This window comes from Streptomyces caniscabiei (assembly GCF_014930365.1).
GTDB classification, from domain to species: Bacteria; Actinomycetota; Actinomycetes; order Streptomycetales; family Streptomycetaceae; genus Streptomyces; species Streptomyces caniscabiei.
The window spans coordinates 24,613-41,578 of the sequence record NZ_JABXWI010000029.1; the positions used below are offsets into that span (position 1 = coordinate 24,613).

Below are 16,966 nucleotides of genomic sequence, written 5' to 3' on the forward strand. Positions count from 1 at the left end.
CCGCCCGCCACACGTATCCGAGGAAGGGCTGACCTGATGGGCAACTCCGACATCCGCCGTCTGGACCGCGAGATCCAGCGGACGACGAAGAAGCTGGAAGCGGTCCGCCGGGGTGAGTGGTGGCCGCTGACCAGCCGTGAGCGCCTGTCGATGACCCGCGCCATGGCCGGTGGCGCCCGCAGCGTCCACAAGGGCCGCAGCACGGCCGGTGCCGAGGACCGCATGGACTCCATCGGGTCCGCCGTCGAGACGCGGCTGAACGCGGAGCTGACGGCGCTGCACGGGGAGCGTCAGCGGCTGATCACCGAGGCCGCCCGCGCCAAGGCCGCCAAGAAGTCGACGGGGTGGTGGTGAGCATGGCCGCGACCACGCCGCCGGGTGAGTGCCCGCAGTGCTGGCAGCACGCCCACGACCGAAGCGTCCACCGCAAGCTGCGGCCCCGCGAGGACTGCCCGCAGTGCGTGGACCACATGCGCAACGGCTGCCCGAACATCACGCCCAAGAAGAAGTCGAGTTGGTGGTGAGCGTGGACGGCCGTTGTCCCGCCGCTCACCCCGAAGACCCCACCCCGTGCGTCGGCCCGGTCGCGGTGACCGTGCTGGACGCCGTGGGCGGCGGTGCTGATGGGTGCGAGCACCATGGCGCCCGTCTGCTGGCTTCCCTCGACCGGGGCCGCGTCTACGCCCTGCCCACCGCCCCGGCTGGTGCGGCCATTCGCGTGTTCCGGGCCGCCGCCGGCATCCGCCCCTTCTGCTGGGTCGACGGCCCGCGCAACCAGCCGTCCCAGCTCAGCGCGATCGAGAACCGCGCCCGCCACGGCCGCTGACCGTGCGCCCGCCCCGCCCGCCCCGGTCTGCCGGGCGGGCGGGGCCCGCAGCCTTCCCCGTTTCTTCCGCCCCGCCACCGGGGCAGTCAGGAGTGCTCCCGTCATGGGTGACACCGTCGTCCACCTGCACAAGAACACCGACCCCACCCCCGACCCCGGCGCCGATGCGGCCCCGGTGACCACGCTGACCGTGGTCCCCGACCCCACCCCGCCCGCCCCCGTCCCGCTGTGGGTGCGCTCCGGCCGCGCGGAGAAGCGGGTGGCCACCGATGAGCGCACCAAGAACACTGGGCGCGTGGTCGTCCGTCACGGCGCCTATGTCGTGGGCGGGGCCCGGATCGTGGCCCGCCGTACCTGGGACGGCCGTACCGGCTCCCGCTACGAGCGCATGATCCGCACGGCGGAAGCCGCGGGGAACCTGGAAGCGGCCGAGGAGTGGGAGGAGCGCCTGCAGCGCTTCCGCGCCGCCCGCCACCACCGCCGCATGGACCTGCTGCACTCACCCGTGGAGGCCGCCAAGGGCCTCGCCGTCGGCACCGGCACCGGCATCGGCGTCCTGGTCGCGCTCGGGGTGGCGCACGCGATCGTCACCGAGGACATCGCCGACGTCATCACCCCGCTCATGGCCGTGATCGGCCTCATCCACACCCTCATCGTCATCGTCCAGGTCGTGTGGGGACCGGCGGTCACGATCGGCCCGTTCCTCGCCCTGCTCGCCCTGTGGGCCGTCGGCCGCCACCAGCAGGCCGCACCCCAGTGGGCGCTCCCGGCGAACGTCCGGTCGAGCGAGGGTGAGCCGATCACCCCGTCCATCGTCGTCAAGGCACTGCGCGACCTCGGCGTGCCCGCGCTGCGCAACGCCATCAAGGAGATGGGCGATGCCGGCGCGTCCATGCTCGGTCCGATCCGCATCGCCGGATGCGGCGTGGAGGTCGACGTCACCCTGCCGTCGGGGGTGTCGACGATCGAGGTTCAGCAGCGGCGCCGCAAGCTCGCCGAGAACCTGACCCGGCACGAGCACGAAGTGTTCATCACCCTGCCCGAGGCCGCCCGCACGGTGCGGCTGTGGGTGGCGGACTCGGGTGCCCTGGATGAGCCGATCGGCCCGTCGCCGCTGGTCACCGACGAGACGATGACCGCCGACTACGCCAAGGGCAAGGCCCCGTGGGGCCAGGACCTGCGCGGAGACGCCGCCGCGCTCAGCCTGTACCAGCGCCACCTTCTGATCACCGGTCTGTCGAACCAGGGCAAGACCGTGGCCCTGCGGTCGCTCGCCCTGTGGGTCGCCCTCGACAAGTCGGTGCAGTTCCTCATGGGCGACCTCAAGGGCGTGGGTGACTGGGCCATGTTCGACGGGCTTGCCACCACGCTCATCCAGGGCCCCACCGACGAACACGTCATCCAGGTCACCGAGATGGTGGAGGGGGCGGTCGAGGAGATGAACCGCCGTCTCCAGGCCCCGCCCGGAACGGTCTTTCCGGCCCTGATTGTGCTGGTGGACGAGGCACAGGTGGCGTTCATGTGCCCGGTCAAGGACGAGGACAAGCGCCCGTATGGCGGCTCGAAGTCCAACTCCCGCTACTTCATGGCCGTCCGCAAAATCCACAACCAGGGGCGTGCGGTGAACGTGCTGATGTGGCAGGGCACCCAGGACCCCACCGACCAGAACCTCCCCAAGCTGGTCCGCGAGGGCGCCCACACCCGCGCCTCCCTCGCCCTGGGCACCGAGTCCCAGGCCCGCATGGCGCTCGGGGACAAGGCCGTCGACGGCGGCGCCGCCCCCAACCTCCTGCGCCCCGGCCTCGACCAGGGAACCCTGGTCGTCGCGTCCTCCGGCATCGACGTGCCCAAGGGACAGTCGTCCATCACCGTGCGCACGCACTACATCGACGACGACGCGGCCGAAGCCATCACCGACCGCGCCAAAGCCCTCCGGGACGGCGTCACCACCCTGCACGCCATCGACCGGGGCGAGGACCGCGACCCGCTCGCCGACATCGCGAACGTGGTCGGGGACGCCTCCCGCGTCCTGACTCAGGACGTCCTCAAGCGCCTCGCCGCCCTGAACGCGGACGCCTACGGCAAGTGGTCGTTCATCGACCTCAAGCGCGTCCTGGACGGCACCGGAGCGGAGCCGTACAAGTCCGACGGCCGCATGGTCATCGGCCGCGACCGCCTCACCCGCGCCCTCACCAACCGCGACACCGACGGTTCCGCTTCCACCGACTGACAGCAGGGAGCCGACCCCCGACGGGTCAGGGAGACAGGGAGAACTCCCTCAACCCCTCCCTGACCCGCCTCCCTCCACCTGACCTGCACGAATGATCAGTCAGGGAGGCAGGGAGGCACCCCAGGTCAGACCCCTGAAACCCCCTCCACACGCCACCCCACTAGGGGTGTATCCGCCTCCCTGACCAACTGCCGGAAGGGATTCCGCATGTTCCCCGACAACGGCCACCACATGCCCACCGGGCGGGCCGTGGAAGTCCACCACCCCACCCCCATCACCCCCGCCCCGACGACGTCGACGCCCCTCGTGCCCGCCCAGCCGGGCACCGTCCCGACCGTGGCGTCCGTCGTTCTGCCGGACGGGCGGATCGTCACCGGCTACGCCATCGAGCCCGCGAAGCCCGAACCAGTCGCGGCCAAGCCGCCCGTCTCCCGCGCGGCTGTGAACGTCGCCCTCGGGGGCATCGGGTTCCTCGCCGTGTGCGGCGGACTGCTGATCCTCACCACATTCATCACCGCATTGACGGCGCTCATCACCCAGCTCATCACCCTCGCCGCCGTCATCTTCGGCGGATGGATCGCCGTCCAGGTGTTCAGCGCGGGCGGCGACAAGGGCGGCACCACGGTCAACATCCGCAAGGCCGTCATCAAGCGCAACCGCTTCTACCAGTAGCTACGCCAAGGGCGGCCCCCGTCTCACGCCAATGAATCCGGGGCCGCCCTTGTCACCCAGCACCCTTCACAGGACTGGAGACATCCAGCATGACCGAACCGACCGACATCCGGCGAGCACCAGTCGCATCCCGGCCACTCCGGGTCGTGGACGCGTTCTCGACCAAGAGCGCGACCGAAGCAGGCGGCCGCGTGATCCCCGGCGACATCGTTGAACTGTTCCGGGGACCTGGCGGCTGGGCAGAGGGCCTGCGCATGCTCGGCCTGGCCGACATCGGCCTGGAGTGGGACACAGCGGCGTGCAGGACCGCGCACGCCGCCGGCCACGCCACCATTCAGACCGACGTGGCCGCCTACCCGACCGACCCGTTCAAGGACCGCGTCGCCGGGCTCATCGCGTCCCCGCCGTGCCAGGCATGGTCCCGCGCCGGGAAGCGCGGCGGGCTCGCCGATCAGGCGCTCGTGCACCAGGCCGTTCACGACCTCGCCCATGGCCGCGACACCCGCGCCGAACTCCTCGCCCGGTGCAAGGACGAGCGGTCCCTGCTCGCCGCCGAGCCGATGCGCTGGCTGTACGACCTGCGCCCCGAATGGGTGTGCCTGGAGGAAGTCCCCGACGTCCTCCCGCTGTTCCAGCAGATCGGTGCCGTGCTGCGGACCTGGGGCTACAGCATGTGGGTGGGCGTGCTGAACGCCGCCGACTACGGAGTGCCCCAGACCCGCCGCCGCGCCATCCTCATCGCCTCCCGCACCCGCCCGGTCACCGCCCCGCCCCCGACCCACAGCCGGCACGACCACGGAGACGTCCTGTTCGGCGAACGCCTTCAACCATGGGTGTCCATGGCCCAAGCTCTCAACTGGGCGAACGGCCTCACCGTCAACACCCGCGGAGACCGCAAGACCGCCGGCGGCAACGAGTTCCCCGCCGATCGACCGTCCTGGGCACTCACCGAGAAGACCCGCTCATGGGTGCTCCACACCAACCGCAACCAGAAGCCCGACGGCAGCAGGCAGACCGCCGACCCCTACGCCGGGCCCGCCCCCACCTTCACCGTCAAGGCCGGCGGGCAATGGGTGCTGCGGCACAACAGCCAGAAGAACGCCACGGTAAGGCCAACCACCGAGCCCGCCGGGACGCTGTTCTTCGGCCACCACTGCACCAACGTGGCCTGGGAGAACGAGGAAGCGGAATCCGTCCGCATCACCGTCCAGGAAGCCGCCATTCTCCAGTCGTTCCGGCCGGACTACCCGTTCCACGGCACCAAGACCAAGCAGTTCGAGCAGGTCGGCAACGCCGTGCCGCCGCTGCTCGCCGCGCACATCGTCTCCGTGCCCACCGGCATCCCGGTCCACTCGACCTCGAAGGCGGCGGCATGAGTGAGCACCTGATGCGTGCCGCGCTGGAAGCGGCAGAGCGTGGCTGGCACGTCTTCCCGCTGCGTCCCGGCGGCAAGCCGCCCGCCCTGCACGGCGAGAAGTCCTGCACCCGCGCTGGCGAGTGCGCGCGCGGGCACCGGAAGTGGGAGCAGCGCGCGACCACCGACCCGGACCGTATCCGCGCCGCCTGGTCGAGGGCCCCGTTCAACGTCGGCATCGCCACCGGACCGTCCGGCCTGGTCGTCGTCGACCTCGACGTGCCCAAGGACAAGGGCAGTTCGGACGCGCCTGACGGTGCGGCGACCTTCGCAGCGCTCTGCGAGCGCGCCGGTCACCGCGTCCCCGACACCTACCAGACGCGGACCGCGAGCGGTGGGGAGCACCTGTACTTCACCGCCCCCGCCGGGGTGAGGTTGGCCAACACGGCAGGAACCATCGGCGCGTTGGTCGACACCCGCGCGTGGGGCGGCTACGTCGTCGCCGCCGGAAGCACCACCCCCACCGGAGACTACGAACCGCTCAGCGCCCCCGTGACGGCCCCTCTGCCCGTCTGGCTGCTGAGCATCCTGCAACCCGCCCCCAAGCCGCCTCAGGCCCCCTCAGGGCCCGTAACGGCGCAATCACGTCGATATGCGGATGTAGCACTCGCCGCAGAGACACGGAACGTCGCGGGGGCCCAAGTCGGCGGGCGGGAAACGGCGTTGTTCCGTGCGGCGCGCGCCCTAGGACGCTTCGTCGCATGGGGCGACCTCCCCCGGCACACGGTTGAGCAGGCTCTTCAGGAGGCGGGGGAGGCGGCCGGCCTCACCGTCGCCGAGTGCCGCTCCACCCTCCGCAGCGCCCTCAACTGGTCCATCGCCCACAACCAGCACGGACGGAACGCGGCATGAGCGCCCCGGCCCGCCCCCCTCTGAAGAGCATCACCCCCACCACGGCCGCCCCCCGCGCCGCCGAACCGGCCCCGCCGCAGTCGGCTGTGGGCGAGCCGAAAGGCGCCGCCCGTCAGGGCGTCTCCTCTGCTGTTTGTCCTCGCCCGCAGCGCGGTGACGGCCGGTACCCCGTGGCATGGCTGCACATCGTCGCACCGCGCGGCGCCACCCCCACCGCCACCTCGAAGTGCCTGTGCGGGCGGGACCGCAGCGCCGTCGGCCACCGCCGCGTGCTCGCCCTGATCGCCGACCACACCGCCCACCGCGACACCTGCCCGCTCCGCACCCCCCAGGAAGGGAGGACCGCAGCATGACGGACACCATCGACGGCGCGGCCCTGCTCAACGAGGTCGAAGCCTTCCACCGCCGGTTCAACGTCTTCCCCACCGAAGCCGCCTACGTCGCCGTCGCGCTGTGGGACGCGCACGCCCACCTCATCGACTGCTTCGACTCCACCCCGCGTCTGGCGTTCCTGTCCCCCGAGCCGGGGTCGGGCAAGTCCCGTGCGCTGGAAGTCGTCGAAACGCTAGTGCCGCGCCCCATGGTCGCCGTCAACGCGTCCGCCGCCGCCCTCTTCCGGTCCGTCTCCGACCCGAACGGGCGCCCGTCGATCCTCTTCGACGAGATCGACACCGTCTTCGGCCCAAAGGCGGGGGACAACGAGGAGCTGCGCGGATTCCTCAACGCTGGTCACCGCCGCAAGGGCGTTACCTACCGGTGCGTGGGCGACCAGCAAACAGTCACCCCGTTCCCCTCCTACGCCGCCGTCGCGGTCGCCGGACTCGGCTCGCTGCCCGACACGATCCTGACCCGCTCCGTCATCGTCCGCATGCGCCGCCGCGCCCGGAACGAGCACGTCGAACCGTTCCGCGCCGGACTGCACGAGCCGGAGGGCAACAAGCTGCGCGACCGCCTCGCACAGTGGGCCGAACACGCCCGCGGCTTCGTCATGGGGGCGTGGCCGGAGATGCCCGACGGGGTCACCGACCGCCCGGCGGACGTGTGGGAACCTCTGCTCGCCGTCGCCGACGTCGTCGGCGGCGACTGGCCGCGACGTGCGCGGGAAGCCTGCGTGACCCTGGTCAAAGCCTCCCAGGCCAACGACAAGGGCAGTCTCGGCATCCGACTGCTCACCGACCTGCGCGACCACGTCCTCATCGGCATCGACCGCCTTCCCACCGTCGCCATCCTCGACCGGCTCAACGCCCTCGACGACGCCCCGTGGGCCGACCTGGGCGGCCGGCCGCTCGACAACCGGCGCCTGTCCAAGATGCTCAGCGAGTACATGACGGCGGACAACGAACCCATAGCCTCCCGCAACATCCGCACCAGCGGCGGCGTCCTCAAGGGCTTCTACGCCGACGACCTCACCGACGCGTGGGCCCGCTACTGCCCGCCCCCGCCCCGCCCCTGAGAAGCGCTACATCCGCTACAGCCGCTACACCCCAGGTCAAAGCACCTGAACCCGTAGCGGCAAACCCCTGATGTAGCGGCTACGGCCCCGCGCCCGCCCGCATGCCGTAGCCGCTACATCGCCGCCATCCGCTACACCAAACACCCGCGCTGACCTGCGATGTAGCGGATGTAGCGGATGTAGCGGACTCCTGAGAAGGGGGCCAAGCCCCCGCCGTCATGTGACGAAGGAGAGCCACCGCATGGCCACAGCCCAACTCGCCGAAACCATCGACCCCACCCTCGTACTGCTGACCGTCGAAGAGGCCGCCCGCCGCCTCCAGATCGGCCGGACCACATGCTTCGCGCTCGTGCGATCCGGAGAGCTGGAGTCCATCACCGTCGGCCACCTCCGCCGGGTCCCCGCCGATGCCGTTCCGGAGTTCGTCACCCGCCGCCGGAAGCGGCAGCACCACACCGCCACCATCACCGCCGTCCAGGCCGCCTGAGGAGTACGCATGGCAGAAGAGAAGAAGCGCACCCGGCAGCCCAACGGCCGATCCTCCATCTACCTGGGCACCGACGGGAAATGGCACGGACGAGTGACCGTCGGCATCCGCGACGACGGTCGCCCCGACCGGCGCCACGTCGAACGCAAGACCCGCGCCGAAGTGACGGCGGCCGTCCGCGAATTGGAGAAGAAGCGCGAGGCCAAGACTCTGGCCAAGCCGGGGAAGGCGTGGACTGTCACGACGTGGCTGACCCACTGGGTCGAGACGATCGCTCCCCTCGCGGTGAACGAGAACACCATGGTCGGCTACGGCGTGGCCGTCCGGAAGCACCTGATCCCCGCGCTCGGGTCTCACCGGCTGGACAAGCTGAGGCCGGAACACATCGAGCGTTTCTACGGGAACATGATGATCGACGGCCGTAAGGCCGGAACGATCCACCAGATTCACCGCACCTTCCGCACCGCGCTGAACGAAGCGGTACGCCGTGGCCACCTGGGGCGGAACCCCGTCCAACTCGCCAAGGCCCCCCGCGTCCGGGAAGAGGAAGTCGAGCCCTACACCGTTGAAGAGGTTCAGCGGCTCTTGCGGGCCGCCGACGACCGCCGGAACTCCGCACGCTGGGCCGTGGCGCTCGCGCTCGGTCTGCGGCAGGGGGAGGCACTGGGCCTCAAGTGGTCTGACGTAGACCTGGAGCGGGGCGTCATGATGGTCCGGCGTAGTCGCCGCCGGCCGCGCTACGCCCACGGGTGCGGGGACACCTGCGGCCGGAAGGCCGGCTACTGCCCGCAGCGTCAGCGGACGAACCCCGAGACGGCCGACACGAAGTCCCGTGCGGGACGGCGCGCCGTCGGTCTGCCCGCACAGCTCGTTGATCTACTCCGGGTGCATCAGGCCAAGCAGACCGCCGAACGCGCGGCGGCCGGAGAGGACTGGACGGATGAGGGGTGGCTGTTCGCGACACCGACCGGCCGGGGCACTTCACCCCGAACGGATTACGACGACTGGAAGGAACTTCTCAGCCACGCGAAGGTACGAGACGGCCGACTACATGATGCCCGGCACACCGCCGCCATGGTTCTGTTGATCCTGGGAGTGTCCGAGCGCGCCGTCATGGGGCTCATGGGGTGGTCGACCACGGCCATGGCCGCGCGGTATCAGCACATGGTGGACTCTGTCCGGAACGACGTCGCCCGGCAGGTCGACGGACTCATCTGGAAGCCGACCGGAGATGCGCCGGACGACGATGACGATGGGCTGACCGGGGCCCTCGCGCCGGTCCACTGAAACGCTGGGGCCGCCCGACGGGAATTCCAGCGGTGGGCGGCCCCGGCTTCAGTCCGGCGGAGTGTCACTCCCGCAGGTAGCCCAAAATGATCATTCCGAGCGTGAAGGCGATGACAAACGCCCCGCCCCCAGCACCGGAGGCTTCGTAGAACGTGAGGTCGCCCACACGGCTGGCGTAAATGCCCACCATAAGGGCAGCAAGCATGGAAATGAGGGCGATGAGCGTGACCAGGGTCGCCTTCGAAAGGCGAGCCTCGCCGGGGTGTTGCTGTGTACCGTCCACCTGTGGGTCCTGTTCTGTGAAGGGAACGCGCGACCTGATCGATGGCTCGCCGGAACGGCCGTAGGAAGTTGTCCGGCGGGCTCATCGGGTCACCGAAATCCTCCTGGGTTCGAGCCCGACTCACATAACAGAACCGGGGGTTTGTGGGGGATCACACTCCATAGACAGACGGGCAACATCTCTACTAAACGGGACTTATCACCCCCGAAGTCTTCATCGATCAGCCCATAGGCAAGTGCGGACTTCTCTCCTGGGGACGCGCCCGCACTCCTGCATCGAGGAGCGGCGGCGCGTGGAGGCCGCGCTTTAGGGGCCGGTCCTTCCCCAGTGCGGCTCGGGAAGTAAGGCGCGAGGGCTTCAGAACGCGAACGAGCGGCCAACTGAGACGGAAACTGAGACGGAAGATCACGAAAGGGCGGCCCCATCGGGACCGCCCTTTCGTCTACCAGCGGTAGCGGAGGGATTTGAACCCTCGGTGACTTGCGCCACACTCGCTTTCGAGGCGAGCTCCTTCGGCCGCTCGGACACGCTACCGAGGGAGACCTTACAGCAAGGTGCGGCGTGGTTTGAAATCGGAATCGGGCGGGACCGGAGGCCGGTGCGGAGGGGGTGTCAGCGGGTGCGGAAGAAGTCGGTGAGAAGTCGGGCGCAGTCGTCGGCGAGGACACCCTCGACGACCTCGGGGCGGTGGTTGAGCCGACGGTCGCGTACGACGTCCCAGAGCGAGCCGGCGGCTCCGGCCTTCTCGTCGCGCGCGCCGTAGACGACGCGGTCGACCCGGGACTGCACGAGGGCGCCCGCGCACATCGTGCACGGTTCGAGGGTCACGACCAGGGTGCAGCCGGTCAGCCGCCACTCGCCCGCCCGTCTCCCGCCACCACCCTTGCCGGAGGCGCTTCGCGCCGCTGAATCCCTCAAAGCCGCGGCGGCGCGGCGGACGGCGAGCACCTCCGCGTGCGCGGTGGGATCGCCGGTCGCCTCGCGTTCGTTGTGACCGGTGGCCAGTACGGTCGTGCCGTCCGGGGACAGGACGACCGCACCGACCGGGACGTCACCACCCTCGGCGGCCCGCCCGGCCTCGACCAGGGCGAGCCGCATCGCGGCCCGCCAGCGGTCACGTACGGGATCGGCGCCACCCGAGGCGTCGCCGCCGGTCGCGCGGGTGGCACCCGTTGCGCCGGTCGGCCCCGACGGAGCCGTTGGACCTGTTGGACCTGCCGGCCGAGACTGCCCCGACGGACGCGGCGGAGTCAGCGGACCGTCTCCAGGACCTCCGACGCTCCGAGGGCCTCGGCGATCGAGTTGAGGGCGTCGTCGGCGTCGAGGGCGCGCAGCTCCTTCTCGGTCACCCCCAGGTCGTCGAGGATCTCGGTGTCGCCGACCGGGCTGTGCGGGACGGCCTCGGCGCTCGTGTCGTCGTCATCGTCGTCCGGCTCACCGTCCTCCGTGCCGTCCAGGTCGAGGGAGTCCAGGTCGGCGGTGTCGTCGCCCGGATCCCTTCCGAGCAGTTCGTCGGTGAGCAGGATCTCGCCGTAGCTGCTGCGGGCAGCGGCGGCGGCGTCCGAGACGTAGATACGAGGGTCGTCCTCACCATCGATGCGGACGACGCCGAACCACGCGTCCTCCTGCTCGATGAGCACCAGCACCGTGTCGTCGTCGGGCGAGGCTTCACGGGCCAGGTCGGCCAGATCCGACAGGGTTTCCACATCGTCGAGCTCTGTGTCGCTCGCTTCCCACCCGTCTTCGGTGCGCGCGAGCAGTGCGGCGAAGTACACCGTGACTCTCCCACTGGTCATAGGTGTGCCGGTCGGGGGTCCCCCCGGCGGAGGTTGCGGGTGGGGAGGCTTGCGGTCCGAGCCCCACCCACTCGGAATCGTGGCAGAAACAGAGCGCACAGGGGACGTCTTCGGCTCCCTGTGTCCGGCTCTTTTGATCGCCGGTGGGTCCGCCGTTCACCTGCGCACCTGTTGCCGCCACCAGCGGATCGTACGCGGAGTTCCTGGCCGCATATGCACGACCACCCCGTGAACGCCCCACACATACCCCACGAACCCGACACATGGGCCCCCACATGGGCCCCCATGGGCTCCCATACGGGCCCCGTATGGGTCTCCGTGGGTGGCTCCGGGGAGGGCGGACAGTGGTGCGCGGGGCGGATCGCGAGGATCACGGGGGATCACGGAGGGGGGCGGGGGCGTGTCCCCGGGCCCCCCGGGCCCCCGAGGCTCACCAGCGGAACGTGCGCATGCGCATGGCGTGGCGGAGGCGTGCGGCCTTGGCGCGGCGGGGCTGGACGCGGTCGCGCAGCTCCCGTGCCTCCGTCAGCTCCCGCAGGAACTGCGCCCGCCGCCGCCGTCGCGCCGCCTCGCTCTCCGCTCCGGTCTCGCGCGCCCCCTCGGCCGTTCCCTGGCCCTGGGCCGTTCCCGCGAGCGTCCCCTTCACCGTTCCCTCGATCGTTCCCGCCACCTGGTCGCCCCTCTGTGTCGCGCGGTCCGTCGGCTGCTCGGTGTCGCGGGGCGCCCCGGTTCGGCGGCCCGCCTGCCCGGGGGCTCGGGGTGCCCGGGTCGGCCCGCCCCTGGTCCTCGCGGTCCCGTTCGCCGTTCGTACTGGCTTGTCGGTCATGTGCCCCCGCTCGGCCGTCGGCTGCTGATCGGCGGCGTTTCCGGAGTGGGCGAACGTCAGGCATCGGCTCGTTCGGGCGCCGCTCTGTTCATCCCACTTTCCCTCCGATGGGGGGTTTGATGCCATCGGGAGGGGCGGACCGTGCGGGGGCGCTCGCGGCTGTCGCCCCGGTTACTGTTGTGGACATGCGCCTCCATGTCGTCGACCACCCCCTGGTCGCTCACAAGCTCACCACGCTGCGCGACCAGCGCACCGACTCCCCGACCTTCCGTCGTCTCGCCGACGAACTGGTCACCCTGCTCGCCTACGAGGCCACGCGGGACGTGCGCACGGAGCTCGTCGACATCACGACGCCGGTCGCCTCGACCACCGGCGTCAAGCTCTCCCACCCGCGCCCGCTCGTCGTGCCGATCCTGCGGGCCGGTCTCGGCATGCTCGACGGCATGGTCCGGCTGCTGCCGACCGCCGAGGTGGGCTTCCTGGGCATGATCCGCAACGAGGAGACGCTCGAGGCCTCCACGTACGCCACCCGCATGCCGGAGGACCTCTCCGGGCGTCAGGTGTACGTCCTCGACCCCATGCTCGCGACCGGTGGCACCCTCGTCGCCGCGATCCGTGAGCTGATCGCCCGCGGCGCGGACGACGTGACCGCCGTGGTGCTGCTCGCCGCCCCCGAGGGCGTCGAGATCATGGAGCGCGAGCTGGCGGGCACCCCGGTGACGGTCGTGACCGCCGCGGTCGACGAGCGCCTGAACGAGCACGGCTACATCGTGCCGGGCCTGGGGGACGCGGGCGACCGGCTGTACGGCGCCGCCGAGTAGCCGGGGCGGCGGCTCCCACGGAGGCAGCGGTTCCCTACGGGGTGAGCGGCTGTTACGGGGTCAGCGGCTGTTACGGGGTCAGCAGGTCTTCGTCGTGGTGGGCGTCGGCTTGGGGCTGGTCAGGTCGGCCAGCGCCTTGTCGGCGTCCTTCTGCTTGCTGAGGGCCTTGAAGCCGGTGCCGATGATCAGGTCCACCTCGGTGGCCTTCTTGCGACCGTCGGTCTTCAGCTGGGCTCCGGCGAGCTGGGTGTTGAGCACCGGCAGCGCCGTGCCCTCGGCGGCCTTCGCGCCGAGCAGGAGCGCGGCGCCCTTGACCTTCTTGTCGTACTCCTTGGTCGCGTTGCCCACGTTGCCGATGCGGAAGCCGCGCTTCTTCAGCTCGTCGGCGGTCTCCTTGGCGAGGCCCGCGCGCGGCGTGGCGTTGAGAACGTTGACGGTGATCTTGCCGGGTGCGGGGAAGCCCTTCGCCGACGCACCGGTCATGGCGCTGTCGGACTTGCCGGCCGAGCCGCTCGCCTTCGGGGACGGGCTCACCCGGGTCCCGCAGTCCGCCTTGGGGCCGGCCGCGGCGGCCTGGTCCCCGTCGCCGGTGAAGACGTCGATGAGCTGCAGGGTTCCCCAGCCGACGAGGCCGAGGGCGGTCGCGGACGCGGCGACGGCGAGGACGAGCCTGCGACGCCTCTTGGGCCGGCGCAGCCTCGGGTACTTGTCCCCCGTGATCCGGTACTGGCCGCCCATGCCAGGAGGAGTCAGCATGCTCATGGGCGCAGCGTAGTGCCGTTGGACGGCGATGCCTACTAGATGATCATTCACCGCGCTGCAGTCCAACCCGAAAGGGCCAACGCACGCGGCCCGGCGGCCGAGCGGCCGGGGGTGCGCGGGTGGGGGTCGCCTGCGGTGAGGGGTGTGGGGGGGTGTGGGTTCTAGTCCAGTTCGAGGACGCGGGCGTGGAGCACCTGGCGTTGTTGTAGGGCCGCGCGGACCGCGCGGTGGAGGCCGTCCTCCAGGTACAGATCGCCCTGCCACTTCACCACGTGCGCGAAGAGGTCGCCGTAGAAGGTGGAGTCCTCGGCGAGGAGGGTCTCCAGGTCCAACTGCCCCTTGGTCGTCACGAGCTGATCGAGGCGGACCGGGCGCGGCGCGACGTCCGCCCACTGCCGGGTGCTTTCCCGGCCGTGGTCGGGGTACGGCCGGCCGTTTCCGATGCGCTTGAAGATCACACGGAAAGCCTACCGGTCGAGACGTTCCGGGCGCAGCCATGGCGACGGAGTGCGACCCCGGAAAAGGCGCCGCGAAGTGGGTCAAAAGGGTCATTCTGGTGGGGGTTCGGTGGGGATCGTGGGTGCTCGTCGGGGTTCTTTCGGGGGCGCGAAGAGGCCGCCGCGACTTCTCCGGGGCTTCGCCGGGATGTCGTGCGGCCTTCGGTCGGGCGGTGGGGTGCGGAGGGGGCGGAGCGGGTGAACGCCCTGAAGCTCAGCGGGTCCAGGGCGCTTCACCGTGAGTGGGTGTCGATCGGGTGTGTCGGTCGGGTGTGTCGACCAGCTGTGGTTATCAGCTGTGGTTCGGGTCCCGTCGCGGACGCTCGTCGCGGTCCGGGGTGTGGGGGTGTTCGGACGCCCGTTCGGATTCGGGCTTGGGGGTGCTGCGTACGGCCTCTGCCTGGAGGAGCGCGCGAAGGACCGTGTAGGGGTCTGCGGGCATGGGGGTTCTCCTGTCCTGTGCTGATGGTGGTCGATGGGGCGCGTGAGCTGGGGCTCTCTCAGCAGCGCAGGACCACGGAGCGCAGGGCGTGCAGGGCGGACGGGGGCCGGGGCCAGGGTGGGGCGGGGAGGCAGGGGCGGCCGTGCCGGGGCGCCGGTGTGGGGACGGGGGACACGGGCGAGGGGGAGCGCGGTGGGGCCGACGGGCGAGGGGTGTGCCGGGCCTGGGGGCGGGGGGCGTTCCCGAGGAGGTCGCACTCGGTCGTGGGGAGTTCGCTCGACGCCGTGGGTGGGAGGGAGGCGGCGGCGTGGGTGGCGGCGTGCGCCGTGGGGACCAGGAGCGCGACGGTCAGCGCGAGCACCCTCAGCCAGGTTCTGCGCCGGGCGTACCGCCTTGCTCGGACACGGGGGGTGTCCGTGGGGCGGGAGCGGGCGACGGGGTGCACGGGGGATGTTTTCCCGGGACGCGGGTGCGCGTGTCGGGTGGTGCGCGAGATCCGCTCAACCGGCGTACGCGATGCGCCCGAAGGGAGGCTCCGAGGGGAGGCTCCGAGGGGAAGGCCCCGAGGGGAAGGCCCCCGAGGGGAAGGCTCCGAAGGGAGGCCCCCGGCCCGGGGTGGGGCCGGGGGCCCGGGGGCTTGGGGGCCCTTCTGCGTGGCGCGCGGTGTTACTTGCCGGAGGTCTTCGCGGCCTTCGCGGCTTTCGCGGCGGCTTTCATCTCCTGTTTGTGGGCGCGGACCTTCGCCAGGGACTCGGGTCCCTTGATGTCGGCGACGGAGCGGAAGGAGTCGGGGTCGCCGTAGGAGCCGGCGGCTTCGCGCCAGCCGGTGGGCCGGACGCCGAGCTGCTTGCCGAGGAGGGCCAGGAAGATCTGGGCCTTCTGGTGGCCGAAGCCGGGGAGGGATTCGAGGCGGGAGAGGAGTTCCTCGCCGGTCGTCACGTCCTGCCAGACGGCGCTCGCGTCCCCGTCGTAGTGCTCGACGAGGTACTGGCACAGCTGCTGGATCCGCTTCGCCATGGAGCCCGGATAACGGTGGACCGCCGGTTTGGTGGAGAGCACCGCGACGAAGGACTCCGGGTCGGCCGCCGCGATCTCATGGGCGTCCAGGTCGGTCGCGTCGAGGCGTTGGGCGATGGTCCACGGGCCCTTGAACGCCCACTCCATCGGTACTTGCTGGTCCAGCAGCATGCCGACCAGTGCGGCGAGGGGGCTCCGGCCGAGGAGGCCGTCCGCCTCTGGGTCCTGGGCGAGGTGCAGGGTGACGTTCATGCCCCGATGATCACCCGTCGACCGGCCGGCCGCAGCCCGGTGCCGTCACGGGCGCCAGTAGCCCAGGGCGTGTACGCGGTGCTTGGACAGGCCCAGTTCCTTGCGGAAGTACGCCGCCAGGGATCGCGTCGTCGCCGTGTCGCAGGCGATCCAGACGTACGGGGCGGGGGTGCCGGCGAGGAGGGCGGGGGCGTCGGTCTTCACCTGGGTGATCAGGCGTGCGCCGGCGTCCTGGCGGGGGACCGGGCGGAAGTCGTGGTGGGAGGGGTCGAGACGGAGAGGGAGTCCGCCCGCGCCGGGGACGGAAAGGAGGAGGGCGGGGGCCGCCTCTCGGTCCCTGTCCCCGGCGGCGATTGTCGTGCCGCCGGGGACAGGAGTGTCGGCTCCGCGCCCGACCTCGACCGTGGACGCGGCTGTGTCCGGCGACCCGGTCTCGACCCCAGCCGCCGTACCGGCCTCCGCTCCCGCCGCCGCTTTCGCCCCCGCCGCCTCTTCCGGCTTCGCCTCCGACGCCTCTTCTGACTCGGACTCCGCCGGTGTCTCGAACCAGATCGTCGTCGGGGTGGAGGGGAGGGCGGTGAGGAGGGAGTTGATGGCGGGGAGGGAGGCCGGGTCGCCGATGGCGAGGATGTGGGAGGGGGTGGGGTCGGGGTCGGTGAAGCCGGTGCCGTGGACCGTGGCCTCGATGGTGTCCCCCGGCTTCGCGGCACGGGCCCAGTCGCTGGCGTGGCCCTCGTGCAGAGCGAACTCCAGGCTGAAGGTGCCGACGGCCGGGTCGGGGTCGACCAGTGTGTACGCCCGCTGGTGCGGTTTGCCGGCGGCCTCGAACCAGAGGCGGACCCACATCGTCGGGTGGACGCCCGTCACCGCGAGCATGCCGCCGTCGGTGAGGTGGACCCGGCGGTAGTGCTCGGTGACTTGTTCCGCACCGGTGACCGTGAAGACGAAGTCCTTGCCGCGGAGCAGTTTGAGGACCGCCCCCTCCCAACCGTGCCCCTGCCCCATGGCTTCTGCACCCTTCACGTACGCTTTGATCACAGATTGCTTAG

At 71.0% G+C, this 16,966-nt stretch carries 22 protein-coding genes and 1 tRNA gene; 12 read left to right on the top strand and 11 right to left on the bottom strand.

Annotated features, from left to right (window positions below; genetic code table 11):
- Positions 1-36 precede the first annotated feature (36 nt).
- From HW837_RS44020 to HW837_RS44070, 11 genes are all read left to right on the top strand, one after another.
- Entirely contained in the window at positions 37-354 is a 318-nt protein-coding gene (locus tag HW837_RS44020; RefSeq protein WP_193381312.1) for a hypothetical protein, read from the top strand.
- A 2-nt stretch (positions 355-356) separates the two neighbouring features.
- The gene (locus tag HW837_RS44025) at positions 357-524 is read left to right on the top strand and encodes a pRL2-8 (protein WP_193381313.1); all 168 of its coding nucleotides are present in this window, start codon (positions 357-359) and stop codon (positions 522-524) included.
- Positions 518-826, top strand: coding sequence for a hypothetical protein (locus tag HW837_RS44030; protein ID WP_237270658.1), 309 nt, complete (start codon positions 518-520; stop codon positions 824-826). Before HW837_RS44025 ends, HW837_RS44030 begins: the two co-directional genes overlap by 7 nt.
- Before the next feature lie 103 nt (positions 827-929).
- Positions 930-3,056: an FtsK/SpoIIIE domain-containing protein gene (locus tag HW837_RS44035; RefSeq protein WP_193381314.1), complete on the top strand. Its 2,127-nt coding sequence runs from the start codon at positions 930-932 to the stop codon at positions 3,054-3,056.
- A 207-nt stretch (positions 3,057-3,263) separates the two neighbouring features.
- Positions 3,264-3,728: a hypothetical protein gene (locus tag HW837_RS44040; protein ID WP_193381315.1), complete on the top strand. Its 465-nt coding sequence runs from the start codon at positions 3,264-3,266 to the stop codon at positions 3,726-3,728.
- A 254-nt stretch (positions 3,729-3,982) separates the two neighbouring features.
- Positions 3,983-5,104, top strand: coding sequence for a DNA cytosine methyltransferase (locus tag HW837_RS44045; protein ID WP_237270663.1), 1,122 nt, complete (start codon positions 3,983-3,985; stop codon positions 5,102-5,104).
- Positions 5,101-5,994, top strand: coding sequence for a bifunctional DNA primase/polymerase (locus HW837_RS44050; RefSeq protein ID WP_193381317.1), 894 nt, complete (start codon positions 5,101-5,103; stop codon positions 5,992-5,994). Before HW837_RS44045 ends, HW837_RS44050 begins: the two co-directional genes overlap by 4 nt.
- Complete coding sequence (locus HW837_RS48225) at positions 5,991-6,347, top strand: hypothetical protein (RefSeq protein WP_196790180.1); 357 nt, start codon at positions 5,991-5,993, stop codon at positions 6,345-6,347. The genes HW837_RS44050 and HW837_RS48225 overlap by 4 nt, the downstream gene beginning before the upstream one ends.
- A complete protein-coding gene (locus HW837_RS44060) occupies positions 6,344-7,447 on the top strand; it encodes a DUF3631 domain-containing protein (protein ID WP_193381318.1) in 1,104 nt (367 codons plus the stop codon). Before HW837_RS48225 ends, HW837_RS44060 begins: the two co-directional genes overlap by 4 nt.
- A gap of 241 nt (positions 7,448-7,688) precedes the next feature.
- Positions 7,689-7,934: a helix-turn-helix domain-containing protein gene (locus tag HW837_RS44065; RefSeq protein ID WP_193381319.1), complete on the top strand. Its 246-nt coding sequence runs from the start codon at positions 7,689-7,691 to the stop codon at positions 7,932-7,934.
- 9 nt (positions 7,935-7,943) lie between these two features.
- Positions 7,944-9,221 (top strand): tyrosine-type recombinase/integrase, encoded by a 1,278-nt coding sequence (locus tag HW837_RS44070; RefSeq protein ID WP_193381320.1) that lies wholly within the window; start codon positions 7,944-7,946, stop codon positions 9,219-9,221.
- Between the two features lie 64 nt (positions 9,222-9,285).
- On the opposite strand, the gene HW837_RS44075 is transcribed toward HW837_RS44070, so the two are convergent.
- From HW837_RS44075 to HW837_RS44095, 5 genes are all read right to left on the bottom strand, one after another.
- Positions 9,286-9,504, bottom strand: coding sequence for a hypothetical protein (locus HW837_RS44075; RefSeq protein ID WP_193381321.1), 219 nt, complete (start codon positions 9,502-9,504; stop codon positions 9,286-9,288).
- 449 nt (positions 9,505-9,953) lie between these two features.
- A tRNA-Ser gene (locus HW837_RS44080) sits at positions 9,954-10,038 on the bottom strand.
- Between the two features lie 78 nt (positions 10,039-10,116).
- Positions 10,117-10,602, bottom strand: a complete 486-nt coding sequence (locus HW837_RS44085) for a nucleoside deaminase (RefSeq protein ID WP_045562521.1) — start codon at positions 10,600-10,602, stop codon at positions 10,117-10,119.
- Between the two features lie 152 nt (positions 10,603-10,754).
- Entirely contained in the window at positions 10,755-11,279 is a 525-nt protein-coding gene (locus HW837_RS44090; protein WP_045562522.1) for a tRNA adenosine deaminase-associated protein, read from the bottom strand.
- Positions 11,280-11,730: 451 nt separating this feature from the next.
- A complete protein-coding gene (locus HW837_RS44095; protein WP_371271586.1) occupies positions 11,731-11,958 on the bottom strand; it encodes a hypothetical protein in 228 nt (75 codons plus the stop codon).
- 353 nt (positions 11,959-12,311) lie between these two features.
- Here HW837_RS44095 and upp point away from each other — a divergent pair, with 353 nt between their 5' ends.
- Complete coding sequence (upp, locus tag HW837_RS44100; RefSeq protein ID WP_045562584.1) at positions 12,312-12,947, top strand: uracil phosphoribosyltransferase; 636 nt, start codon at positions 12,312-12,314, stop codon at positions 12,945-12,947.
- 78 nt (positions 12,948-13,025) lie between these two features.
- On the opposite strand, the gene HW837_RS44105 is transcribed toward upp, so the two are convergent.
- The 6 genes from HW837_RS44105 to HW837_RS44130 form a co-directional block, all read right to left on the bottom strand.
- The gene (locus tag HW837_RS44105) at positions 13,026-13,685 is read right to left on the bottom strand and encodes a LytR C-terminal domain-containing protein (protein WP_045562524.1); all 660 of its coding nucleotides are present in this window, start codon (positions 13,683-13,685) and stop codon (positions 13,026-13,028) included.
- Positions 13,686-13,870: 185 nt separating this feature from the next.
- A complete protein-coding gene (locus HW837_RS44110) occupies positions 13,871-14,167 on the bottom strand; it encodes a type II toxin-antitoxin system VapB family antitoxin (protein WP_003999914.1) in 297 nt (98 codons plus the stop codon).
- A 331-nt stretch (positions 14,168-14,498) separates the two neighbouring features.
- On the bottom strand, positions 14,499-14,648 hold the full coding sequence (locus HW837_RS44115) for a hypothetical protein (protein WP_159040976.1): 150 nt from the start codon (positions 14,646-14,648) through the stop codon (positions 14,499-14,501).
- 58 nt (positions 14,649-14,706) lie between these two features.
- The gene (locus tag HW837_RS44120) at positions 14,707-15,093 is read right to left on the bottom strand and encodes a hypothetical protein (RefSeq protein ID WP_193382848.1); all 387 of its coding nucleotides are present in this window, start codon (positions 15,091-15,093) and stop codon (positions 14,707-14,709) included.
- Positions 15,094-15,314: 221 nt separating this feature from the next.
- A complete protein-coding gene (locus HW837_RS44125; RefSeq protein ID WP_060884085.1) occupies positions 15,315-15,917 on the bottom strand; it encodes an HhH-GPD-type base excision DNA repair protein in 603 nt (200 codons plus the stop codon).
- Between the two features lie 45 nt (positions 15,918-15,962).
- Positions 15,963-16,922, bottom strand: coding sequence for a siderophore-interacting protein (locus HW837_RS44130; RefSeq protein ID WP_193381322.1), 960 nt, complete (start codon positions 16,920-16,922; stop codon positions 15,963-15,965).
- Between the last annotated feature and the right edge of the window lie 44 nt (positions 16,923-16,966).